The sequence below is a fragment of the Brevibacillus sp. NPDC058079 genome, assembly GCF_042885155.1.
Classification (GTDB): domain Bacteria; phylum Bacillota; class Bacilli; order Brevibacillales; family Brevibacillaceae; genus Brevibacillus.
In genome coordinates this window covers 236,590-261,300 of sequence record NZ_JBHVSO010000010.1, presented here as the reverse complement: position 1 = coordinate 261,300, position 24,711 = coordinate 236,590, and the positions used below count along the sequence as shown (strand labels likewise).

Here is a 24,711-nt window from a genome sequence, read left to right as displayed (position 1 = left end):
GCCAGTTCATTGTGAGTTGCCCCCTACAAACAAATGTTCTGGGGATATTATATCACAGGCTCTCTAAGAGCAACAATATTACTGAAAAGAGCCTTTTCTTATGAATTCTAATAGAACTCAGTAGAATATAAGGTTTATCTGACAAAAGGAGATACCTTGTATTACATTGTTTGAGGAGGTTTTGCGAATGATTTCCCTTCAAGTATGATGTGCTTAAAACAAAAGCAGACGGATATTTTGCAAAAGGAATTGGGATCGTTGAAAACTAAAACGGTTTAAGTAAAAAATTGCTCGACAAAGGACTTGGTGGAGGAATGAAAATGGATACATTGCAAGATAAGAAATATCAGATTTGGGGATATGAGTGGTCGTACAATGATCTGAAATCATTTAAGACACTCAAAACATACCTGTCTACAAATCAGGATACGGTTTCGTTGGTTCAATCACCAAATGGATTAATGTTTCTCTATAATTTTCATGAGGAGATGGGCTTTCCGCATGATTCTATTAACGAGCATTTCTTTTTGGTTAACAGTGAATCACAGGCGGATGAATTTGCTACATATGGTCTTCTTACATTAAAGAGCGTGTTCTCACATTGGATTCATGTTCCACCCAACTACAACATACAAGTAAAGGGGAAACAAGAATCAATCACATCTACAGGAGATCGTACGGATTTAAATGGACTTATCAATAAAAAGATCGAGGAATTGAAAAACGAGATTGCCCCAACTTATTGTGGTGAGCTGGAGTATCAGCGATGGCAGTATGCAAGAGATGTAAAAATTGAAGTTCTTCAAGAACTGCTGGGTGAGTTGAAATAATTTCCTTACGAGATCAGTCCTAACGACTGGTCTTTTTGTTTGCGTAAATCGGTAAGTGTTTTTAATCTTACAGTTGCATATAAGATTATATAGAAAACAATATGGGAATTTCGTTGAAATACTGAAGAGAAGGTGAACTTAATGAATGGTTTAAGACTCATTACCAACCGAGTTGAAATTGAATCCTTATCAAGTGAATTGCAACGTTATATTCGCGGAATGATGTATCCGTTTGCTTTTATGCAAAATGATGAGGTGATTACGAAAGGTGAGATTCGTTTTTTAGAAGATGGATCAGTAGAAATAAAAATGATAGAAGCTATCGACAAAGGAAAAGGAAGCGGCAGGTTGTTTGTTGAACACTTGAAAAACATCGAAAACGTTTTCGAAATATGGGGGGAGTCAAAACCTGATGCCGTTCCATTTTGGTTGAAAATGGGTGCGGTGTTTGAACCTACAGCATTTAAAGTTTTTGCAAGTGAGTGTGAATATGAAGAGGATTTCTTAGTCCCGTTCACGATTCCTTGCTGAAAATAAAATGCGACTGAATGATATTTCGGAACCAATTAATAAAGATGGGAGATAGCTACGATGGTGTTTAAAGAAAAAGATATTGTCTACCGTGTTCCTATAAGATTTTGGGAAGATAAAGAGCCTACAAAATGCATCGTCCAAGAAGAAATAGATACTTCTCATGTCAGAGTTTTCGAAAGCTCATCAGGTAGCGTATATGTGTATTCCGAAGAGTATGGTCACAATGTATACGTTAATAGGAAGTATTTATTTTTTAGCGAGAAACAATGCAGAGAGGCTATTGAGTTATACTCAAAATTGCTTGAAGTGTACCATAATGATGAATCTGACAAAATCTTTGAAAGGTTTTTAGAAGATGAAGACCTGTTAGCAAAATCCAAAGAAAATAGTAGAAATCAAAATCAGAAAAATGACTTCCAGTAAAATTTCAACATAGAGTAACATTCACGACAATAAACACGAACGAAAATTAAGTTTAATCAGTGAAAGTACGGATTTATTGTTAATGCACTCTTTATCCTTAAAAAAATATCGGGGGTTATACTTTCCGTTGGTAGTTATTTCTTTCGTGAATCCGAACGATTCAATAATATTTCCGGACAAGCTTGACCTCTGGAAGTAATTGAGAATGAAAAGGAATTGGCGGTTTGCATGTCGAATCTTTGGTTGTCGTGGAAAATATTAGCGGAATTTGAGGGGGCATTTTCCAGAGTTAAAGAAGGAGTTGGTCTGCATGTTTGATGAACTAAAAGAAATGCTTGATAATATTGGATGGAATATCTTAAAGGTATGTGCAATTATTGCAGGAGGATATCTGACTTTAGATATCATTTTAATGTTTGCAAGTTTTATTGCTCCAGACAAGATTTCTTTCGTTTTAGGAGGAGAAATCGATAATAGTTCAAAGTCTATTACCAGTTGGGTATCCAAACTTGTCCATAGCTGGTCAATGTTTATTGGCTGTACTTTTGTCCTATTGGTATGGTATTTCGTTCTGAAAAAGAGAAAATCCAGAGAGTGGTAATGTGGAAAACAAAGAGCCGTCTACATAGTGTAGACGGTCTTTTTTATTGCCCAAAAGTTTTTGTTAACTATATAAAAGATTATCAGTTTACACTGCCAGCAAGCACCGTGTTTGAAGTGGCATTCAACTTGCTATACAGACACTCGAAAACTGCCTTTATGCCACCCTCGCCACCAGCAAACAATACTCCTGTTGATCCTTCGGATGCTCCATAACTCGACCAATTTGTGAGATTATTTGTCCAATCTGTATCTTTAATAGCTTGATAGATCCTCTTGTCTGCAACTTTGTCCTTCTTAGCATGAACAATAAATCTGGCGATTCCTTTAAAAGCATAGTTCTTCTCTAAAAGGTATAAACCTTTTTGATCAATGTCAGTTGGAAGAGCCTCAAAGATAGAATCAAAAATGCTACTAATATGCTTTTTATGATAGTCAAATGTTTTCGGAGCAAGAAGCTCTTCGCCAGTTGGTATTAATTCGTTTACACAATAGTGAATGGTTGTCAGAAGAATTAGGTTTTTATTGTTTTTATGGATACTCATTTTATCCATTTCTACTCCAAATGTTTTCAAATACACATTTTCCTCTGCTATTTCACGGGCTAATTTGGATAATAAATCAGTTTGTGCCAACCGAATGGTTGCTGATCTGCTTGGACGTTGTGCCAGGTTATTAAGATCGTGAAACATTTGTTTTTCTTCAGGTATGTCTACGCCATTAAAAATAACCACAGGGATAACCATTTCTTTTAATGTATTGAGATTGTATAAGATGTGCTCTTTGTGTTTTTCATTTATCTCTCGATTGTAGAGTGCTTGCAAATAACGAATAGCTTCACTAATGCCATGGAAGCGATGTTGTCCATCGTTTACTGATAATTTGCTCTTTGTAGTATCTATTGCTAATCGATGTGAACTTTCTTCATAGAAAATATGACCTCTTGCTGTCACAGTAATAGCTGAAAAAAAGCGCATTGCTCTTTTTGCTATAGGGTTGTTCATATCTTCTAAACCTGAGAGCACGTATTTTTTTATCGAATTCACTCTTCGCATAGAAATATCACGTTGAACTTCTGGAAACACTTCTAAGAATGTCATTAAATCTTTAAATTCGATAAGAGTGTTAAATATTTCTCTCCCGAATTGCTTTCCTCTAATTCCACTAATAGTAGCAAAATTACTTATTTCCAAATCATGCCGCTCTATATTCGTTGTCATACTGCAAACCACCTTTAGTTGTATTCATCTTTATTAGTTTACAAACATTCCGCCAATTAGACAATCTAAATACGAAAAGTGGGAAGATTTTTTATACCAGTTTGGGTAATTGCATAAGATATGGAGATTTTAAGCAATAGGAGTTTATATCGAAACAACTATGTTTAGGGAAAATTTCATACAGGAGAGTGTTTATTCATGGGTATTCATGCTTTTTTTAGAAGTTTTAATGATTTGGAGAGAATTGAGCGTGCTCCAGGTAAGTTTAAATACGAAAGCCATAACGTTGCCGCTCACTCTTGGAAAGTATCACAATATGTACAGTTCTTGGCTACAGTCGAAGAACAAAATGGAACTATGATTAATTGGAAGAAACTCTATGAGAAGACAACGAATCACGATTACTCAGAGATTTTCATTGGAGATATCAAGACACCAGTGAAATATGCGTCGCCAGAGCTTCGTGCTATGTTGCAACATGTAGAGGAGCAAATGACCAAGAAGTTCATCGACAAGAACATTCCAGAGGAATTTAAAGCAATCTTTCATGAAAGATTGGGAGAGGGGAAAGATGATTCAATAGAAGGACAAATCTTGGCAGTAGCAGATAAGCTTGATCAGATATATGAGGCATTTGCTGAGCTTCAAAAAGGGAACACGGAAAAAGAATTCGTTCGAATGTATAGAGATGCATTAAGAGCCATTAAGGATATCAATTTAAAATGCGTTGAGTATTTTTTGAATGAGATCCTACCTGATATGATTGAAGAGGAAATGATGTCTTCGGTTGATATTAAACAAATCACAGAAGAAGCATTGGCTCGATAAAGCTGTACGGGGGATAGTTATGAAGAAGGAACCAATTACCACTTGGTTCTTTTTTTATTGAAATACTTGATCTGCGAAAATTTAAAGATGAAGCAGAAATGAAGTCTTCCAGTGGCGTAGATGGAAAGGAGTATTCACGTTTCGAAGTGGTAGACCCCACATTCTTATGAGAAAGGGTATGAAGAACAAACACGGAGTTGACCATTACAGGTCAACTTTTTTTTTAGTCATCATGCAATTCTGTTTATATGAACTACTTTGCTAAATCTCAGAAAAATGATAGCATTTGAAATATGTGGTAATTATCGTGTGGCGGGAGGAATTCATATGGTATGGGATCAGAAAGGAATTCCCCATAAGGGCTGGACTTGCATTGGGATGATTGATTTAGGTGAAGATTTAGATGGAGTAGATGCTGAATCAAGAAGAGACTACTATGAAACCTGTCAAATGTGCAAGCATGAAGGGATACGCTATGTACATATCATGCAACATCCAAATTATGATTTAGACTTGCGAGTTGGACAACAATGTGCGGAAAATATGGAAGAGGATTATACAAATCCTAAGAAAAGAGAGACAAGTCTTAAAAACAAACATAATCGCCGTGTTAATTTCATGCGAAAAGAATGGACACGAAACAAAAAAGGCAACTTCACTCTCAAGTACAAAGGACAACACATGACTATCATGCCGAGCAAATTTGCGGGTGGAGGATTCGGTATTATCTTTAACAATGAATCGATGTGGAATATCAAGGGAGAAAAGATTAAGACATTTGAGAATGCCAAGGCAATAGCCTTCACGTTATTAGATAATTATTTGATGGAGAGCTGAGCGAAAACGTTCAGCTCTTTTTGTTTCGATTTTTTAATCGAAAATCTGGATTATTAAGCTATTCACCCAGAAATTTAATAGAGATAGCAATTTTCGCATAAGATAAATGGATTTTATATAAAAACGGGGTCGATTAAATCGACACGAGCCAAGGAGGATTTTACCATGGTAAAAGTAATGGAAAAGGATGTTTTGACTTACCCAATTTCTCTTAATTACGGTCACAAGGACTGGAATGTTATTTCGGCACTCCGTGAATTTTTGTCAAACATGCTCGATACGCAGCGAGAATTTGAGGTGAAATATGACGGCAAATTTGCCTATATCGAAGATCAAGGTGATGGACTTCCCAAGAGTTCCTTTATCCTGGGCGAATCGACAAGAAATGGATCTCAAATCGGTCAATTTGGTGAGGGATTGAAGCTTGGTTTCATTACACTTTTGCGTGAAAATCGCAAAGTGGAAGTAAGTACCGTTGGCATGGACATTCAAGTGGATGCTGTTGGAATCAATGAATTGTATTTCAATGGGGAAAATCTTCTTGATTCTCTAAACGAAAATGCGACACCTGAACAGGTGAAGGAAAATGAAGAGACGAAGGTTATGAAGCTTACCTTCACACCGAACAAGCGAAAAGTTGGAACCTTGATCAAGGTACAATGTTCAGAAAGCGAGTTAGAAGAAGCAAATTCGCTATTCTTGAAGCTTCGTGAGCCTCAACGTGTAGATGCAGGAATTTTTCTGCCAGGTGGTTCTATTTACGTACTCGGTCTTCGAACTGCAAAAATGCCGAACATGCTTTTCAGTTATAACATCGAAGACAAGACGATGACAAATCGTGACCGCAACATTGTTGATACGGCAAAATTACAGGCAAATATTGTGAAGGTGCTGGAGAGAGCGAAGAATCAGAAGTTCATTCAAACGATTTTGAGTAGCTTTCAGACAAACACGACTGCTTACGAATACCAACTTGCTTTTAAACCGTATTATATCGATGCATGGAAAAAGGCAATGGAAAAACTCTATCCAAAAGTATGCTTGTCCAGTGATCTGAAAAGCGATTTGATTGCACATGTTATGGGGTACACCGTACTTCGTAATGTTCCGTATCATCTCCTTCAAATCTTTAGACAACTGGGATGCAAAGAAAGTTCTCATTTTGCATCACAGTACAATGGAGAAGGCTTGGAGAAGAAAAACAAGATCGTATATCCAATCTCAGATTCTTACGTAGCTGATTGGCAACGAGAAGACGCGATTCGTGAGTTTATTGCCAATGCCCTCGATGCTGGAGATCCACGCTTGGTTCACAACGGTAAAGAGGCGCGTATTTCAGATAGTGGCGAAGGAATCATGAAAAAGAATATGGTTCTTGGGGGTACAAGTAAAAACAACCAGGCAAATGCAATTGGAAAATTTGGCGAAGGACTCAAAATGGCATGCTTAGTGCTTGCAAGAACAGGTTCCAATGTGAAAATCGAAACGGTTGGGACAACATATACAGCAATGTTGGAATACAACGAAGAGTTTGAATCGAATTTACTGGTTATTGAATACGTAAAGAATGCTCGAAAAAAAGGAAGTTCGATTGTTTTTGAGTGTACAGAGGAAGAACTTCAAAGTGCCAAGAACAAATTCATCCACTTTCAAGGATTGCGAAAGAAACCAGTTAGCCTTGATAACCTGGAGGTGTACTTGGAAGGAAATGGGCGAATATATGTCAATGGATTGGAGACAGCTGAAAAAACGGGAATCTTTAATTACAATGTGCTGGATAAAGTAGCACTTGATTCTCGTGATCGAAATAGTGTAGATGAAAGTAGATTCCGTCATTGGTTGGCAAGATTCTTGAGCAAAACAAATAACGAAGAAATCATTTCTGCTTTTCTTAGCAAATGGAAAGATAATTCGAGAGCTATTGAGTATGAAATCCAATTTATACCTGCAAGTTCGACTCTATGGACGAAAGCGACTAAAAAGATTTTTACCAAAACAGCGTTTTCCTCTGGTAGCTATGATGATTCAGATTTTATCACGAAACAGGCGGGTTATGAGTTGCTTTCAAACGTCCCGTATGCATTACGTCAGATATTAGAGAAAGCAGGCATACCTGCATCATCCTCGATTGCAAGCAAGTATCGTGGCAAAGGAATTCTCTTGGATAATAAAATTGTGTATCCGATCTCTTCAGGCTATGCTTCTAATTGGACGATACCAATGGCTTTGAAAGAAATCATTGCAAACGCCTTGGATGCAGATCGTGTGGCAAAAGTGACGTATAATAAAGAAACTGGTATGACCGTAATTACTGACAAAGGTGAAGGCATTTCCACAAAGCATTTGCTATTTGGAGAAAGTAATAAGTCGAAAGAAGATGCCAATATTGGAATGTTTGGAGAAGGTTTTAAAATGGCGGCACTCGTAGCAGCTCGTAACAATCGTGCCTTTGTTGTAACAACGAAAGGCATGCGTTATGAAGCAAAGCTGGAGCGGGATTCTCGCTTTCATGCAGATGTACTGGTCATTTATCTGCAACCATCACGCAAACGCATTGGCACAGAAATTGAATTTGGTTCAAAGCAATCAGAACACGAAGCTGCAAAAAGCAACTTTCTTACGTTTAATACCTCCTATGTCGAAATTGAAGATGGAGTATTCGAAATTAAGGGAGGAAGAAGTGGATTATTTGTCAATGGATGCTTTGTTCGGAACATCGACAGTCTATACAGTTACAATCTCAACAAGAAAGACATGCTAAATCGTGACCGTACTACGGTAGATGAACAAAAACTGCGTTCCGCATTGGCATTGAAATGGTCATCGATCAGTAATAAAGACATTATCGAGACATTTATGAAATGTCAAAACGCGAACAAACTCGAAATGCAGTTGAGTTTTTCACCGTTTACGTCGGTGATGCCTGCATGGAAAGCGGTAGCAAAGAAGTTGTTTAACAAGTGTTGTTTCGCATCAGGGACAGATCATGATGGTGTAGCCAGAGATAAAGGGTTCCAATTGTTGATGGGTGTTCCTGATCTATTGTCTCGCATTCTCCATTCTTGCGGAATACCATCTTCTCAAGAAGCAGTTACACTTCGAGGGGATGAAAAAGATGTGAAGAAACGTGCTTCTGAAAGCGAATTGACCCTCACTGGGAAAAGACGTTGGAATAAAGCAATGAAAATCTACACGAAGTTGTATGGAAACCGAGTTGCGAAGAGAGTAGAAATTGTTGCAGAATTCGGGAATAATCCACAAGACGGTATTACCTTGGGATTATACAATTTCGAAACAGATATGGTCTATGTCTCGCTTGATTTAATCAACGACGACAGGCGTTATCCTTTCCACTGTTTAATGGGAACGTTGATTCACGAACATATGCATCGGACTACGAAAGCCCATGATCGAACAAGAGATTTTGAGCGTGGGTTAACAGAAGAATTGGGGCGTATTGCAGAAATGCTGCGCTTGGCTGAATAATACGGGTACGAGCAGGAGTTCTTAAATTGACACCTGCTTACCTTCCAATGAAATGGAATCATACTGTTGTGAAGACAACGCAGAAGAGTAGGAGGATTTCTTATGACAAACAGATGGGCACTAACGGATGAAGTAAAGCAAAAATTTATGCCAGTCATACAAGAGTTTATCAGTAAATTGGAGTCTATGGAAAATACATCCGAACTCTTGGAAATTGATCTAAGTGATACTGAGCTTAACCCTTACACATTACAAAAGCTTTTAGAAAGTATGGGCTATGAAGAAACAAATAGAGGCGATAATGGATGGCAATTGGATTATTGGATTAAGATGAGAAAAAGTGAATTTAAACCTCTTTTAGTCAAAGGTAAAGCCATAACATTTGAATTGATATTGTCTGAGAATGAATAGTCTAATCATTCATAAGCTAAAAACAATTTTTAAGGAGAGAGATGATGTTGATGAAAAACACAGGTTCGATTCATGGAGTTTGTGCGGAAGAACGTAAAAGAAAGTTGCAAAACGACCCTTTATTCGACAAGAAATTAAAAGAATCTAAATATGTCAAATGTGCGTTTTCCCAAACAGGAAAAGTTTCGGAACATATGTGGGTGCGAATTATTGAATTGGATGATTCCAAAAGAAAATTAAAAGGTATACTGGATAATGATCCTCAGCATTTAACCAATGTAAAATGTGGCGATCTCGTAGAAGTAAAGTATGCCGAGGTGGAACAGTTTCTATAAAAGTAAAAGCGTAATGAGAATGATAGGATTCAGCTCGATCATGGTAGATCGGGCTGTTTCGTTTTTAAGGAGTCGATTCATCACAATTCAGGTTATCTATCAATAATGGACATGGTTGATGATGGGCAAAAAGGTAGCAATTCATGATGCTTGCCAGCTTTTGAAGTTTTTCGATAAAAAACGAGTTCCATAGCTTTCCGTCTGTGTATAATGAAAGAAACCCTAATGGTGATAAGGAGCATAGCTTATGAAATATTATTGGCATGGAAGTGCTCTCCTGGATGAAATAAAAGGATCATCGAATGTTGAAAAACTAAGAATAGCATCAGCATATTTTTCAACATTTGGTTTGCAATTGTTAGAAGAAATTGTTGAAAAGAACAAATTACAAAAAGAAAATGTTGAATTATATCTTTCTCCCTTATTTTCTTATAAAAATCCAAGTGCTCTCTTAAAAAAGGCAAACGAACTGGCAACTATCTATCTTGTAGAATCCATCCCTTTTCACGCTAAAGTTTACTGGATGAAAGACGAATCAGGAAATGAACGTGTCATCTTTGGCTCTTCAAACTTTACCCAAGGCGGAATTTCGAGAAATATCGAATTTGACATGATAAAAGATATCGAAGAAAAGGAAACTCAAAAGTTTGATATGTTCTTCAGTTTTTGCAGAAATAATTCAACGAACGTAAACGAAAAAATAATTGAAACATATAAAAACAATGAGAGTGAGTTAGAAGAGCTGCTCTTATTAGAATCCCAAATGAAAAAGAAGATGTTAGCACACACTCAAGCAGACGATCCTTATGGGGAAAGTGATTATGATCTGAAGGGTTTTTACTTTCAATTTCAGGATTATGAATTGTTTTTTATGAGAAATCAAAAAAGAAAAGACTCTACGATAATGTCGCAACGAGAAGAATTGCGTGAGAAATTGATGCATATCCATGATACAATCTATACCTCTGAATTTAAGCGTGAGTTTGGGATATTCTGTCACAAACGAAAAGATAATATTTGTTCCTTAATAATGCCATGTAGCTTTAATCATGATAAGGTAGGGTGGTTAGGTGTTCGTTATGGAAAATCACCAGCGGAAGTGGACTACTTGAATAAAGGCGTTGGAAACAAAAACGATAAATTTAAATTCCATAAACATGCATGTCTGCAATTTTCCATTAATCAATATGGGTTTGAAGTGAATTTATTTCACGCAGTTGCTACTGGTGCATTTGATCGAAGTTATGTACATGAACAAATCGATAAAGAGCCAAACTTTAAAGATGAGTTGATAGACCAAATTGAAAATCTAAAAGGTGAAGATTTTGTTTGGGTTATTGCAGATTCTCAATCAAATCAATTTTTTGAGTTTCCCATTAATGAACGAGATTCAAGTGATTTTATAGAGTTTTACAAAGAACATGACAAAGAGGGAAGAGAATCGTTTTTAACCTATGTATATAAAGCCAATGATATAAGAATAAAATCTGTTCAGTCTATACGAGAGAACATCCTTTATAAAATGGATCAGCTTTTGGCGCTTTATTATCTCATGACATTTCGAGTACCGCACTTGTATCTTAAAATGATTGAATAATGCGACCGCTGTTGCTGTACATGTTATCTTCTAACTAAATAAGAACCAATCATTTAGCTCGATTTTACTAAATCGGGCATTTTTTATTGGAGCAGGAGAATAGATAGCTATTCTGGTTTTTATAATATCAAGAATTGCCAATATCTAAGGGGTCAATCAAGACATCTTTTAGGAGGAGATTTCTTAATGAAACAGGTTATCCACCAATTCAACGGAAAAACTACCTATAACGGCCAACGTATTTATATTGATAAATCCATGCTCTCTAAAGCAGGGTTTCAACCAGGTACAAAATTTAATACAACAACTGATCCAATTCGAAACACAATCGAGTTTTTGGTTCATGAACATGGCTCCAATACAGTATCAAAGAAAACAAAGAACAAAGTAGATATACCTGTAATTGATAAACAAGGAAGAGATATTCGAGAAGCGCTTGAAAAATGTGATGAAATTAAAGTTACTTTTGTTCAGGATCGCGTCATCATTGAAGGAATCAAGAAAACCTCAACAACACGAAAGTCAAGAAACTCTGAAACGAAAGGATTAAAAACTATTTCCTTTTGTGCTGGTTCGGGTATTAGCACCGAATGCATGAAAAAAGCAGGATTTGAAGAAGTAGCTGCCGTGGAGTGGAATCCAAAAGAAGGAAGCGAAGATAAATTTTCTGATATTTATCTAAAGAATCATCCAGAATCGATTATGTTCAATCTTCCCATGCAACAATTGAAGGCGGCTGATCTGCCTTATGCTGATGTTTGGATTGCTACACTCGACTGTGTGTGAAACGTTTCTGCTCCAATCTCGATGGAGACATCGAATAAAAGCAGAGAACTCCAAAAGGTAAGTGGAGTTTAACTTTATCTCTGAATAGGCAGGGGAAGTTCCTGCTACGCTACAATGTCGGGTAGCTGTGCCTAATCCTCCGACGTGCATCATCGCTATTGCAAGCGTGGTGTACGAAACTCGGTGAAGTCGGTGAAAAGCAGACCTGTGAAGTGGTTAGCGAAGTAATCGGGGTGCTATAAAACTACTATGCCTACACACCAGGAATCTCCGTATGAAAGGCTCGTAAAGTTGTGGGGTGTCTAATCAAGAAGGCATCCACCCGTCAATGAACGGGTTTAGTCGTAGATACTGTATTGCAGTCTACAGTACCTATATTCTCCCGAAAAAGGGAGTTTGTTTCGATACCCTCCGACAGTGGGTTACGAAATGGCTAACGGGTTATAGGAGAGGGCTAAGGTAGAATGTAAAGCTAAGAGATAAGGAACGTTTGAACCTTGGAAGGTCGTAACACGGTTGCAATGCCAAGACCTAAGCAGTAGGAAATGACTGCTGAATCTGAGGGACAGCCGCCCGTAGTAGTGTTGAAGCGGAGTAATGTCCGTGGAGCGAAGGGGCATAGTCAGTAGAACTGTTAGTATCACCTACAACATTAAGGAAGCCGTTGAGCGTAACTGACTACACCGAGCTTGCCTGAAAGAAAGTGGGTGATCAACTTGGTGCAAAAACTTAATGTACCTGAAACAGAACAGGAACTAAGAAATATCCTTGATCAGTTGTACGAAAGTACAAAGCGAGCCATCGTGGAAAAGCGGAAACCGAAGTTCTTAGGACTTTTGGAGATCATCTCCGCCGAACCTACCATTCTAACGGCAATCCATAACATCAAATCCAATTATGGGAGTAAAACAGCAGGCTCAGATGGAGAAACCATGCAGGAAGACATCCTCCAGAAAGATTACGAGGAAGTCATTCTCAGGGTAAAACAATCACTTCTTCATCATGTCCCATGTCCTGTCAGAAGAGTCGAGATACCTAAAGCAAGTGATCCGACAAAGAAACGTCCGTTGGGTATACCCGCAATCATAGATAGAGTGGTGCAAGAATGTGTAAGAATTGTTCTTGATCCGATCTGTGAAGCACAATTCATCGCTCACTCTTATGGGTTCCGCCCACAAAGAGATGCACATATGGCAATGAGCAGATTGAAGAATGTGCTGAACACAACGGGAAATACTTGGGTGATCGAGGGAGACATTAAAGGCTTCTTCGATAACGTCGATCACAACGTCCTAAAGCACAAGCTTTGGAAAATGGGTGTCAGGGACAAACGAGTGTTGATGATTATTCAGTCAATGCTAAAGGCAGGAATAATGGGACAGATTCAAACGAACGAGCTTGGAACGCCGCAGGGTGGAATTATATCACCATTGCTCGCTAACGTTTATCTCCATGGATTCGATCAGTGGGTTGTTAGAGAATGGGAAAACAAGAAAACAAGCCATGATTATGCCAGCCCTGAGAAGAAATACAGGGCACTTCGCAACAACGGAAACTTCAAACAGGTCTACTACATCCGATATGCCGATGATTGGGTTATCGTCACGGACAGTGAAGAGAGTGCTAAGAAATTGAAGTACAAAGTACAGCAATATCTTAAACACACCTTGAAGCTTGACCTGTCATTTGAGAAAACGTTGATTACGAACGTCAAAAAGAAAATGGTAAAGTTCCTTGGGTTCGAAATTAAACGAGTTCCCGACAAATCCGCAAAAGGTGGATACACCACAAAAACCTATGCAGATCGGGAAAGGCTTCATAAGAAGGTTAAGACCTTACAAAAGGAAATCTCGAACATGAGAAGCATCCCAACGAAAGAATATCTCATCTATGAAATAACACGGATTAACCAAGTTGTCAGAGGGTTGATCCAATATTACAAAGTAGCAACTGAGATATACAACCAGATGATGAAGTACCAGCACTCTCTCGCATTTACTGCAAGGAGATCGCTGACTCGTCAGGGGGCGAATCCAAGATTCATTCCCGCCTGTGAAACAAGCAACCTACTCTCCGTACACAGCCAGTATCGGATGAAAATCCCGACGATTGATTATGAAGGGCTAAAGATTGGTGTGACAAACCTATCGTTCTGTTACCATGAATACGCCCAAAACAAGACTCAGGAGGAAACTCCATACTCGGAAAAAGGACGAGAGCTACATCTGAAACGAACGGGGAAAAAGCCGCTATTAGTTAGGGCTGATGAACTGTTCTCGACGGATATAGCAAGGTTAAGAACGGGTAAGACGGCTGGAACTATCTACACTTTTGAGTATTACCTCAATCGTCCATATGTCTTTAATCGAGACAAAGGGAAATGTAGAGTCTGTAACAGGGAGCCATCAAGCAACCTGATACACATCCACCATAAGAACCCACGACTACCAGCAAAGTTGGTAAACAAGGTTTTAAACCTCGTTACAACGTGCATGGAATGTCATAACGCTATTCACAATGACGAGGACTACTCGCATCTGAGCAAGAAGACTTGGGATAATATTCGGAAATATCGAGAGATCTTTAAAAATGGTAAGATGCCTAAAAACCAATCAAGGAAATACCCTGTTCGCAAAACGAAAAAGGTAGGTTAGGTACTAACAGTCTACTGATGGAACGCCGTATGAGGTGAAAGTCTCATGTACGGTGTGACCTGGGGGAAAACAAGTAACCCACCGTAAAGTCGAGGGTGAACGTTACCTATCAGGATACCGATTACTCAAAAGCATCGAATGGAACTAAAAAGGAATATCATACGATGCACTTGTTCATGCACCTCATGAGACTATTTTGGGATAAACCGAAAGAAGAAAGACCTTATGCAATATTGCTTGAGAATGTAGCGGAATTTGAAAAAGTTGCGGGTATCAGCTTGGAACTGTGCTTTAAAGAAGAAGGCTATCATGTATCCAGAGCTAAATTGAACAGTTTGGATTATGGGAGTAGAACCAAAAGAGAGCGATTCTTTATGGTGGCAACTGCGTTTGATGGTTTTTCATTACCAGAACCAAAAGGAAAGAATACTACCTCAATTCAAGAAGCAGGAATAATTTCCGTGGATGAATTAGAGTGGGTAACACCAGAGGAAAGTGGAACGCTCCATTATTTTCTCTCTCGTGAATCAAAAGGAATTTCTCATAATCATTATATGACTATTTTTGATATTACAAAGGACGCTTACGTAGGAACCATAACAAAAAATCATTTTAAAATTCAGCCTGAGAATTGGATAAAACATCCGACGGAGCCTAATTTGTATGCCTATTTAAAAGGAGAACATATCAGATCTTTACACGAAATAGACAAAGCCTATTATTTAGGAAGTAGCAATAAGCTGATTGTCGAATGCATTGGTCAGTCAGTTTGTACAAAAACCTTTACCGCTATTGCCGTAGCACTCTATCAGTTTCTTTCGAAAGAGCTGGGAAATCAAGGTTCATTGAATGTAGTTGCATAGTAAAAATCATGAAGGGGGTAGTCTTTTAAAAGGCTGCCCCTTTTCTCGTTGCCTATAGACAATAAATGTGATAATATCTGACTATAAACAATCTGAAAGAGGGATTAACCGTGAGTACAATAACATCAGTCGTAATAGTAACGCTTGGTATTATATTGGGATTAGCGTTTCTTGGCACATTGATTGCGGTAATTGCACTAATACTTGCATTCAAAAAAGATAAGCATCAATCACAACACTCTGTTCGGAGAAACTTCCCATTGCTGGCTCGAATCCGTTACTTGTTAGAACATATTGGAGCCGAGTTAAGACAGTATCTTTTTGATGGAGACAATGAAGCAAAACCATTCTCTCGCATTGATTTTCAATCGATTGTAAAGTCTGCGAAATATATTAAAACCATTATTGCATTCGGAAGCAAACGTGATTTTGACAAACCTGGCTTCTATATTGCCAATGGGTTCTTTGCGAAGCAAATTCCAGATTTAGAAGCTGACAACGATACTCTTATTAAGACAAAGAAATATGTCATCGATCATGAATCCCTATTCTCTCGTCAAGAACATATTGTAGATACAGAGGTAAAACCATGGAAGTATGCGGATAAAGATGCCATTATCATTGGTGAACATACATGTGTACATCCATTCGTGCTAAAAAGCCCCATAGGGATGAGTGCAATGAGTTATGGTGCGCTTGGTGAGAATGCAATCACTGCATTATCAAAGGGATTAAAAAATGCGGGAGCCTATATGAATACAGGAGAAGGTGGTGTTTCTCCTCATCACTTAAAAGGTGGAGTAGATCTCATTGCACAGATTGGCCCTGGCAAGTTTGGATATCGTGATAAGGAAGGGAACTTCTCTTGGGAAGAACTTCAAAAAAAAGCGGAAATACCACAAATCAGAGCCTTTGAAGTAAAGCTTGGACAAGGCGCTAAAATTCGAGGAGGACACGTTGAAGGGGCTAAAGTGACAACAGAGATTGCAGAGATCAGGGGTGTAGAACCGTACAAAACAATTGATTCTCCGAATCGATTTGAAGAATTTAATGATTTTGAAACCATGATGGAGTTTGTTTTAAGAATACGAAGAGAAACTGGAAAACCAGTTGGAGTTAAAATTGTAATCGGTAGCGAAAGCTCCTTTGAAGAGTTTGTTCAACACATGGCACTTTCGAATACGTATCCAGACTTTATTACAATTGATGGTGGAGAAGGTGGAACAGGGGCGACCTATAAGTCCATGGCTGATTCAGTAGGTCTACCGATTAAACCTGCACTCATGATTGCTCATGAGGTATTAACCAAATATAAAATGCGTGACAAGGTTAAGCTCATTGCCAGTGGGAAACTATTCTCTCCTGATCGCATAGCCATTGCCCTCGGGATGGGCGCTGATATCGTTCAAATCGCAAGGGGGCTTATGATTGCAGTTGGTTGTATTGGAGCAGAGAAATGTCATTCGAACGAATGTCCAGTAGGGGTAGCAACAACTGATCCAAAACTTCAAAAGGCTCTCGTGGTAGATGAGAAGCAATATCGTGTTACCAATTACATCGTGACACTTCGTGAAGAGCTGTTCACGTTAGCCGCCGCCGCTGGTCTTACATCGCCAAGAAAATTCAAAGAAGAACATGTTGTTTTTGTTGATGAGCATTTCCAGGTAAAAAGCTTAAAACAGTTAAAACAGATTGCAAAGAGTGAAGGGAGTCTTATTTAGTGATTAAATTCAAAGATCCATTCGAGTCTGCCATCTTGATTGATGAAGAACCAGATAATGTGAAAAAATGGATTCAAAAAGTGAAAACGGGAATTTCTTTTTATTTCGTTAGTGATTTTAAGGTTGAAAATGAAGGTTCTCTGATTATGGAAGATGTGAAATCAATTGTGTACTTGGATTACTTTCAGAGACTTGATGACATTCCTGCCGTTCATTATATCGGATTCCTTGATCGTAACGAAAAGATAGTTGGTGAAATGAGTCTTCAACAAGGCAATCGCTTCTCAGTAACCATTCATAAAAAAGAATCGGATAAACAAGCTACTGAAATCCTTATGAAAATCAATCGAATTAAACTTCCTCAAGACATTCAAGAACAAATAGATATTGCCTTACAATCTGAATACTCTTCAAAAACCATTGAATCTCTATATGCCAAATTCGGATCTTTGCCTCCTTCATTGATTACGGAGAAGCTATTGGAGCGTTTATGGTTAAAAGAAGAGTGTACAGACCGAATGATTGGCAACTGGTTTGGAATAAAACCTAAGCAAATTAAAACCAGAAGGGCGAGGTATAATCTTGTAATTGGTAGCGAACGAGTTAATAAATATATCATCGAAAGTGGACTCCCTCTTCATCGTGGTTCACTGATTGACCACTACGGAGAAGAAATGGTGCAACAAGTGGAAAAGGAATTGGTTTCGTAATATATCGATAAAAATGGGGGTGAAATAGTTCACTCTCATTTTTGTACATGAAGAGAAAAGCATCTATAATATAACGTTAAACATTAATCAGGTTTATCTACTAAACATTTTTGGAGGCGAACTGTGATGAATATCGTAATTACAGCAGGTGGAACAAGCGAAGCAATTGATAAGGTACGTAAGATTACTAATATGTCAAAAGGAACATTGGGAAGAGAAATTGCATCTGTAGCAGAATTTCATCCTCATATAAAGAAGATCTATTTTTTGAGTCCTTTTTCAAAACAAGCGGAAGCAGAATGGATAGGCTTGACAGGCAAGTTCGCAAAGATTGAGTGGATCGAAACAACATCTGTAAAAAGCGTATATGACTCACTACAGGAGATCTTAACAACAAAGAAAATCGATATTGTTATTCATGCAATGGCTGTTTCCGATTACACCGTTGATTATGTTTACACATTAGAGGATATGGTCGAGGGCATCTATAATTATATCAAACAAAATGATCAAGAATCTGTTGAAGGATTGCTCGAAAAAGGTTATATGACTCCAAAAGGTGTATCACTCGAAGACGTGATCAGTTGGGCAAAGAAGGGTGATTATCGCCTCGATAATTCATCTAAGATTTCTTCTAAAAGTGACAACCTTTGCATTCAGTTAACCCCTACTGAAAAGATCATTTCTCAAATCAAAATATGGTCGCCCGAAACAACCTTGGTTGGGTTCAAGTTGTTGGAAAATGTCACAAAGGAAGAATTGATTCAGGTTGCTACACAATTGAAGATAAAGAACAAGGCAGATTATGTGTTTGCCAATGATATTCGTCTGATACGTGAATCTGGTCATCAAGGTTACTTGGTAATGCCAGATGGAGAAGCTGTCGAACTTGTTGGCATCAAAGAAATTGCGAATGCCATCGTGAACCACACAGTAGGTGATCGTCGTGTTTAAAGACAAAACCATTCTTCTTGGAGTAACTGGTGGAATTGCCGCTTACAAAGCAGCAAGTCTTTGCAGCCAAATGGTGCAAAGAGGAGCAAACGTGCATGTTGTGATGACAAAGAATGCGCAAAGATTCATCAACCCAATCACCTTTCAAGCTTTATCTCAGCATGAGGTCATGTGTGATACCTTTCAAGAGGAAGACCCTGCATATATTTCACATATTCACTATGCAGATAAAGCGGATTTGATTGTAGTTGCTCCTGCAACAGCTCAAACCATTGCGAAAGTGTCGCAAGGCATTGCAGATAATATGTTGACCAATGTTCTTTTGGCAACATCAGATCTGAACAAGATACTCTTGTGTCCAGCAATGAATGTAAACATGTTGCACAATCCTTTTACGAAAGAGAATTTTGAGAGAATTGAGCGAGTAGGGATCAGTATCCTCAAACCAGCAGAGGGGCATCTTGCCTGTGGGTATGAGGCGGAAGGTAAATTGCCTGATACAAGAACGATTGTCTCAGCATGTGAGCAAATATTGAGTAACAGAGTAGGCAAATAACCTGAAGCAGAGTTGACAGATAATCGGCTCTACCTTAAAGGAGGGTGAAACGTTCTCAAACGCAATTCCTATTATCAGCATGGTTTTAGACAAATTGGGATTACTTTTCTACAAAATGTGTTTTTGATGATCATATCCTCGAATCTGAAAATTAAAAACTCTACCCTAATTATGTACTTTTACTAAGTATGTAATTGACCATGTTTCATTGGAAAGAGGTATTCGATCACTATTAGAAAGCTCTTCTACGAAGATTGCATGCTTATTAAAAACAGACCAAATCACGTTGGAGACTTCATTTGGTGTAAACACTTTCTGCGGTTTGCAGTAGATATGACCAAAACGAAAAGAGGTATGAAAAATATGGGTACAATAATTAAGCGTGTCGAAATAAAAGAGGTTCATTCAGATGAAGTAGGAAAATTTACTTCTGTATTTTATTACAAGCTTCACAAGGTTCTCCGCGTAGGTCTTAATGAAAATGGAGAGCCAACAGAAGCTTTTTGCACATTCATAATTCAACATCAAAACCCGATTGACTATGAATTTTTTCATCAAGAGGTATATCGAAATGAGCTTGCCCAAAATGGCAATTGTGATCCGAAATACATTATTCCAATCTCAAAAGAAGAATATGAAGAAGAAATGAAGCATGAAACCATAAATAATCAGTAACAATAAAATACATGTAAGAACGCGAAGCGACAGTGAACAATCTGTCGCTTTATTTGATATGTGCATATTATCCGACATGTTATAATTCAAACTAAATCCCATACTTCATAGAGGTGGAAACTATCATATGGCAACTTATCTCGTCAAGCATTATCGTTCGACAAAAACGAAGAAAATTTAATTTTCTATGTCTCTATCTAAAAAGACATCCTCAATCAGACAATCTACACTGTTTAGGTTGTTACTCTATTGATGTTTCAATTTACTTCGTTCCTAATTTTGGAATACAATAAAAGTATTTATTGAACATACGCAAAGGAGCACATGGATGATTGACACAAGAATCCCTGCTATTAAAACCTTCCTTCATATGCTTGGGAATATAGAGTATCTGTACTTTGTCATTAATGAGGTTGATCATCATTTTGAATCTTATCCGAAGCAATCCTTCGAATCACCGCTACGAACGGCTATGCATCAACTTTTATGTACGGTGAATCCATCGTTTTCAAGACAATCAGAGTCGATGAAAATACTTTGTTATAACGATGCTTACTTACAAATTGACCGTTGGATACAGAATGGAGGAAGCGTTGAGAGTGACTTTGTGGAAAATTCACAAGAATACATACGTTTGTACAAATACTTTCAAGGTGATTTTTGGAATGGATTTAATATTATCCAAGGAGAAAGAGTCATTTTTGGTTTTAATACACGACTACATTTGATTACAACGTACTTACGACTCTATGCAGAGTTGAAACAACTGGAACGAGAACTTCAAAGATATTCAATTTCACATGACTCTGATTTACCTCTTCGGAACAATATCTACAATTGTGTTGAGTGTTGGATGGAAGAAGAGAGAAAGAAACATAATTGGTCACAAGAGAGGGAAACAACAATAGAAGACATACTTGTTGATAATACCGCTTCATTTATGCAAGAGCATGTAGGTTTTCTACCGCAGGGTAGATACCATGACTCAATATTCGCTGAGGTTGCTGTAGAATTCATCCGAAGATGTGATCAATTAACAATGGATTACCGTAAGTAGTGTTGCGATAAATGAAAATCGTGTTGAAGAAAGGACTTCTCATACTTTTGAGGAGTCTTTTTTTATGATTACATCGAAAAATACATACAATACATGAGTTTATATAACCAGGATTTTAATTACAAAAACATTTTAAGGAGAGAGTTATATATGAGTTATTCATTTCTTGGTGTTTGTGATCGTTTTAGAAAAACAGAAACGGGAGAACGGCTATGGCAGGAAATGATGCAGACAAAGAAAGCGATATGCGAATCTGAATTTTTGCAGGTTTGCAACGTGCAGCGAGTCTTAGACGATGGAGAACAGTGGGAAGAGTATAAGGATAATGCGAGACTACAAAACGACGAAATCCGTTTTTACAAATCTAAAATTGGCTTGTATTTCTTTCAAACAGCGGGTTTTGAATTTATTTGGGGAGATCCATCTCAACTAAGGATAGAAGAGTTAGAAATGAAACAAGTAGGGAGAGTTGCTTAATGGATATGAATCCAAAAGTTACCGATATTGAAAAGGGTTTATTAGACCAGGTGTTGCCCTTGAGAGGAAAGCATATCTTCACGAAAAATTATGGCGATGGTGAGATTGATGATGTGACAAGGAAAAATGATTTGTCAGGGATCATTATCTATTTTCATTCCAATCTTGAGGGTGTAATACTGTTAGATGGTGAAGAATTTCTATCCGAAGTTGATGATGTAAAAGATATCAAAGATTAGGGGAAATATAGAGAGGAGATGTTAATTCATGAGAGGTAAAAAGCGGCTGTTTCGCAAATGGGCAACTATCATTGTAAATGAGGAACTTCCAGAGGAATATATGACAGAAGGAGAAGCAACTTGTTGGATAACTGATGGCGACGTTGTTTCCTACGATGGTGTGTCCTATTATGTCAACAACGATCCAGTTTCAAGAACGATGGCAAGAGATACGATTCTACACATCCTATACGGGAAACGTGCGAAAAGAAGTTATTTTAATGCACCCTATAAATCAGAAAACTTGTATTGGTAAAAATCAAGTCCACTTAAAAGTGTAGCTTCCCAAATCGGGAGGCTTTTTCATTTCATAGACATATAATTATGCAAAAATAAAGGGACATGGGTTGAACGAGGTTAAACCGTTACAATCTCGACATTCAATAAGGTTCATGTAAAATAGAGTAAGAAATTACTTACCTATTACCCAACGACAAAGGCAAACCCTATGAAAATAGGGGACGCAAAACTAAAGGGGCTACGGTGTAATACACTATGCCAGCCAGCAACCGAAAAGGGAGGATATTTTGTATGAAAGACGCCATGCAATTTGCCAAAGAAAAAAGGGAACATAATAATAATTATGTTAACGCAGTTCGTGAGTTTCTAAAGGAAACTATCAGTGATTCAAAATTCTTTAATTTGTCGTCTTTGGAGCAAAAGCAAGTAGCAATGAAAATGATACAAAAACATAAAGTTGTCAGTTGAAATGTACGAATATGGGCTTCCAATAAGGGAGTCCTATATTTTGCCGCTTATTAGAGAAAATACTACACGAATCTTTGAAATGATTGATTATTGCATACCATGTAAAAGAAACAGAAACATGGATTTGGTTTGTCCGAACGATTTAGTAATGGAGGTTTAGTTGTGAACAGGTTACTTTGATAGTGATGGAGGTTGGAGGATGGATCTAACGAAAGCATTAGAATTATGGATTGAAGTTACAGGAATTAGCCCAAATGAAACAAAGTTTAAGTTGCGAGATTTAGACATTCATCAAGCAAATGAAGTGCTCAAGAAGTCCTTGGAATACGACAAAACGTATGTAACCACGTTAATTCTCTTGGGGCGTTACCTGGATGAATTTGCTGAGGAGCGACTACTGCCTCTAAAGGCTATCTTGAAAGATTACGATACCTTTTCGAAATGGTTAACTAAGATTCATGAGTTGCGTAGTATTTTAAACATGAATGAAGCCTTAGAAACAAAACAGAGCTTTAAACAGAGTTTAAAGAATGCTATTGTTCACTACAAAGTTGATGAATCCGTAATTGAATCAATAATTGAAGATGAAAACAACTTATCTGAGCTTCGTTTTAGTGCATTTCGTGCGATTAACAAGCTGGAGATCTGTCAATTTTCACACGGTTCACCCAGTAAAAACAATCCGAAAATCTATGACAGGGTTTATATGTTCAAGGATATCAATACTTTGCTACAATGGATGATGTCTGTTGATTCAGGTATTGTTTTGGCTCTAATTCAAGATTCGTCTCAGCTGTCCTCTTCTTATTTTGTTTTTGCGATACGGAATGGCGGGACACTTTCGATTGTGACTGACCGTGAAAAAACGTCACATCCTCTCCGTGAAGAACTTTCACGAACGAGAGCGAGAGGTCGTGAATTTTCGAAACGTATTGGACAAAATTATTTTCCTTATTCTTTAATGGATATTACGTTTGGAGATAATGACAGAGCATACGTAAATGAGGAATCAGCTTTAGCGACAAGAGAAGATGGTGTTCCTTTGAAGGAAATCAAGGATTTAGAGCATGATGAAGTTGTGTGGCTTATCATGATGTTCAGCTTACTCTCTGAAAAGTTTTTTGCCAACAATTTTAAGGTGGATACACTCTCTTATTCAGCAAAAATGATGCAAGAATCAAACTTGCTCCTGAGACAAGCAGAAGAAAATAGCATTGTCCTTCATAATTATCAGCCACTTATTGTTAACAAGTTGAAATCAGAGGATATGAAGACAGACAAAGTGAAAGACGCTTTTCAATTTGATCCAACTGGTCAGCATGATTGGATGATTGAAAGATATCCTGTTCCAGAACAAGTATTTGATGTATTAGGAGATCCCGAAGTTTTGTATTTAACAGGTGGAGCAGAAGATGCATCTATGTCAGTTGAGATGAGAAAAATGTCACCATCTTCATTTGCAAGTCAAGAACGATTACAAAAAGATCGCATATATTTAGCGAGATACAATCAAGCCAAAGTAATTAGCAGACAATTAGGAGATGAATTCAGACAGAGAGAACAAGAAGTGATGGATTGGTATCGAGCAGCTGTTAAGAAGAACTTGCCAAATTTGCTTAAAGCTATATCATTTGGGAAGTTCTTCGTTTCAGGAGATACTGAGGATGCCTATATTCGAAAAGGAGATTGGATTGTTCATCAAGAGGATCGAAATATCCTTCGAGTAGCCTCAAGAAAAGGTGATCCTCATTCAGCAGGATGGAATATTTGGTGCAGATTTGCAGGTTTAGGATCTGATATATACAATCCAACTTGCGTTGTAAATGGTTCACAAGCATTCCTCTTCGGCCACTTTTACCCAACAACTGCGAGAATGCTGGCAGACATTTGTGGCTGTGAAGTAACAGAACTGCATGAGCTACTTCAAAATTGGAGGAGAGAAAAGATAAATAGCGGTAATCATCTTTTGGATAGCGTTGATCCTATGGATTGGGCAATTAAAAACCCATGGAAAGATATCCGATTTGATGTTCGTATTTACCTTAGCAAAAGTGGATTTAACAAACTATGTAAAGAACATCGCACAGGCAATGAAAAATTCTGGCTAAAGTCTCAAGACAATTCTTAATCAATAACGTATAATAAAGTTCTCCTTTACGGGGAACTTTTTC

25 protein-coding genes and 1 riboswitch are annotated in these 24,711 nt (G+C 37.8%); of the genes, 24 read left to right on the top strand and 1 reads right to left on the bottom strand.

What is annotated here, in order from left to right; genetic code table 11:
• Nucleotides 1-320 precede the first annotated feature (320 nt).
• The 4 genes from ACFVS2_RS26955 (at nucleotide 321) to ACFVS2_RS26940 (ending at nucleotide 2,388) form a co-directional block, all read left to right on the top strand.
• The gene (locus ACFVS2_RS26955) at nucleotides 321-830 is read left to right on the top strand and encodes a hypothetical protein (RefSeq protein WP_390239487.1); all 510 of its coding nucleotides are present in this window, start codon (nucleotides 321-323) and stop codon (nucleotides 828-830) included.
• Between the two features lie 141 nt (nucleotides 831-971).
• Nucleotides 972-1,361 (top strand): hypothetical protein, encoded by a 390-nt coding sequence (locus ACFVS2_RS26950; RefSeq protein ID WP_390239486.1) that lies wholly within the window; start codon nucleotides 972-974, stop codon nucleotides 1,359-1,361.
• A 60-nt stretch (nucleotides 1,362-1,421) separates the two neighbouring features.
• On the top strand, nucleotides 1,422-1,787 hold the full coding sequence (locus ACFVS2_RS26945) for a hypothetical protein (protein ID WP_390239485.1): 366 nt from the start codon (nucleotides 1,422-1,424) through the stop codon (nucleotides 1,785-1,787).
• Between the two features lie 310 nt (nucleotides 1,788-2,097).
• Entirely contained in the window at nucleotides 2,098-2,388 is a 291-nt protein-coding gene (locus ACFVS2_RS26940; protein ID WP_390239484.1) for a hypothetical protein, read from the top strand.
• An 82-nt stretch (nucleotides 2,389-2,470) separates the two neighbouring features.
• Here ACFVS2_RS26940 and ACFVS2_RS26935 read toward each other — a convergent pair whose 3' ends face one another.
• Nucleotides 2,471-3,607, bottom strand: coding sequence for a DNA sulfur modification protein DndB (locus ACFVS2_RS26935; protein WP_390239483.1), 1,137 nt, complete (start codon nucleotides 3,605-3,607; stop codon nucleotides 2,471-2,473).
• Between the two features lie 198 nt (nucleotides 3,608-3,805).
• Here ACFVS2_RS26935 and ACFVS2_RS26930 point away from each other — a divergent pair, with 198 nt between their 5' ends.
• The 20 genes from ACFVS2_RS26930 (at nucleotide 3,806) to ACFVS2_RS26835 (ending at nucleotide 24,668) form a co-directional block, all read left to right on the top strand.
• Nucleotides 3,806-4,435 carry an HD domain-containing protein gene (locus ACFVS2_RS26930; RefSeq protein WP_390239482.1) on the top strand — a complete coding sequence of 210 codons (630 nt, stop codon included), beginning with the start codon at nucleotides 3,806-3,808 and terminating at the stop codon, nucleotides 4,433-4,435.
• A gap of 327 nt (nucleotides 4,436-4,762) precedes the next feature.
• Nucleotides 4,763-5,272, top strand: coding sequence for a hypothetical protein (locus ACFVS2_RS26925; RefSeq protein ID WP_390239481.1), 510 nt, complete (start codon nucleotides 4,763-4,765; stop codon nucleotides 5,270-5,272).
• Between the two features lie 165 nt (nucleotides 5,273-5,437).
• On the top strand, nucleotides 5,438-8,758 hold the full coding sequence (locus tag ACFVS2_RS26920; RefSeq protein WP_390239480.1) for an ATP-binding protein: 3,321 nt from the start codon (nucleotides 5,438-5,440) through the stop codon (nucleotides 8,756-8,758).
• A 102-nt stretch (nucleotides 8,759-8,860) separates the two neighbouring features.
• Nucleotides 8,861-9,169, top strand: a complete 309-nt coding sequence (locus ACFVS2_RS26915) for a hypothetical protein (RefSeq protein WP_390239479.1) — start codon at nucleotides 8,861-8,863, stop codon at nucleotides 9,167-9,169.
• A 44-nt stretch (nucleotides 9,170-9,213) separates the two neighbouring features.
• Entirely contained in the window at nucleotides 9,214-9,504 is a 291-nt protein-coding gene (locus tag ACFVS2_RS26910; RefSeq protein WP_390239478.1) for a DUF2314 domain-containing protein, read from the top strand.
• A 247-nt stretch (nucleotides 9,505-9,751) separates the two neighbouring features.
• Complete coding sequence (locus tag ACFVS2_RS26905) at nucleotides 9,752-11,101, top strand: phospholipase D family protein (protein WP_390239477.1); 1,350 nt, start codon at nucleotides 9,752-9,754, stop codon at nucleotides 11,099-11,101.
• Nucleotides 11,102-11,287: 186 nt separating this feature from the next.
• A complete protein-coding gene (locus ACFVS2_RS26900) occupies nucleotides 11,288-11,887 on the top strand; it encodes a DNA cytosine methyltransferase (RefSeq protein WP_390239476.1) in 600 nt (199 codons plus the stop codon).
• A 719-nt stretch (nucleotides 11,888-12,606) separates the two neighbouring features.
• Entirely contained in the window at nucleotides 12,607-14,541 is a 1,935-nt protein-coding gene (ltrA, locus tag ACFVS2_RS26895; protein ID WP_390239475.1) for a group II intron reverse transcriptase/maturase, read from the top strand.
• Between the two features lie 95 nt (nucleotides 14,542-14,636).
• The gene (locus tag ACFVS2_RS26890; RefSeq protein WP_390239474.1) at nucleotides 14,637-15,404 is read left to right on the top strand and encodes a DNA cytosine methyltransferase; all 768 of its coding nucleotides are present in this window, start codon (nucleotides 14,637-14,639) and stop codon (nucleotides 15,402-15,404) included.
• Nucleotides 15,405-15,514: 110 nt separating this feature from the next.
• A complete protein-coding gene (locus tag ACFVS2_RS26885; RefSeq protein WP_390239473.1) occupies nucleotides 15,515-17,125 on the top strand; it encodes an FMN-binding glutamate synthase family protein in 1,611 nt (536 codons plus the stop codon).
• Nucleotides 17,125-17,835: a hypothetical protein gene (locus tag ACFVS2_RS26880; protein WP_390239472.1), complete on the top strand. Its 711-nt coding sequence runs from the start codon at nucleotides 17,125-17,127 to the stop codon at nucleotides 17,833-17,835. The genes ACFVS2_RS26885 and ACFVS2_RS26880 overlap by 1 nt, the downstream gene beginning before the upstream one ends.
• A gap of 126 nt (nucleotides 17,836-17,961) precedes the next feature.
• On the top strand, nucleotides 17,962-18,789 hold the full coding sequence (locus ACFVS2_RS26875; RefSeq protein ID WP_390239471.1) for a phosphopantothenoylcysteine decarboxylase domain-containing protein: 828 nt from the start codon (nucleotides 17,962-17,964) through the stop codon (nucleotides 18,787-18,789).
• Nucleotides 18,782-19,345, top strand: a complete 564-nt coding sequence (locus ACFVS2_RS26870; RefSeq protein WP_390239470.1) for a flavoprotein — start codon at nucleotides 18,782-18,784, stop codon at nucleotides 19,343-19,345. The genes ACFVS2_RS26875 and ACFVS2_RS26870 overlap by 8 nt, the downstream gene beginning before the upstream one ends.
• Before the next feature lie 363 nt (nucleotides 19,346-19,708).
• Complete coding sequence (locus ACFVS2_RS26865) at nucleotides 19,709-20,020, top strand: hypothetical protein (protein ID WP_390239469.1); 312 nt, start codon at nucleotides 19,709-19,711, stop codon at nucleotides 20,018-20,020.
• Nucleotides 20,021-20,348: 328 nt separating this feature from the next.
• Entirely contained in the window at nucleotides 20,349-21,077 is a 729-nt protein-coding gene (locus tag ACFVS2_RS26860) for a hypothetical protein (RefSeq protein WP_390239468.1), read from the top strand.
• Nucleotides 21,078-21,227: 150 nt separating this feature from the next.
• Nucleotides 21,228-21,554, top strand: coding sequence for a hypothetical protein (locus ACFVS2_RS26855; protein WP_390239467.1), 327 nt, complete (start codon nucleotides 21,228-21,230; stop codon nucleotides 21,552-21,554).
• The gene (locus ACFVS2_RS26850; protein ID WP_390239466.1) at nucleotides 21,554-21,793 is read left to right on the top strand and encodes a hypothetical protein; all 240 of its coding nucleotides are present in this window, start codon (nucleotides 21,554-21,556) and stop codon (nucleotides 21,791-21,793) included. The genes ACFVS2_RS26855 and ACFVS2_RS26850 overlap by 1 nt, the downstream gene beginning before the upstream one ends.
• Nucleotides 21,794-21,821: 28 nt before the next feature.
• Nucleotides 21,822-22,088, top strand: coding sequence for a hypothetical protein (locus ACFVS2_RS26845; RefSeq protein ID WP_390239465.1), 267 nt, complete (start codon nucleotides 21,822-21,824; stop codon nucleotides 22,086-22,088).
• Between the two features lie 172 nt (nucleotides 22,089-22,260).
• A riboswitch (cyclic di-GMP riboswitch) is annotated at nucleotides 22,261-22,346 on the top strand.
• A gap of 17 nt (nucleotides 22,347-22,363) precedes the next feature.
• Nucleotides 22,364-22,540 (top strand): hypothetical protein, encoded by a 177-nt coding sequence (locus tag ACFVS2_RS26840; RefSeq protein ID WP_390239464.1) that lies wholly within the window; start codon nucleotides 22,364-22,366, stop codon nucleotides 22,538-22,540.
• A gap of 199 nt (nucleotides 22,541-22,739) precedes the next feature.
• A complete protein-coding gene (locus tag ACFVS2_RS26835) occupies nucleotides 22,740-24,668 on the top strand; it encodes a hypothetical protein (RefSeq protein ID WP_390239463.1) in 1,929 nt (642 codons plus the stop codon).
• The last annotated feature ends 43 nt before the right edge of the window (nucleotides 24,669-24,711 follow it).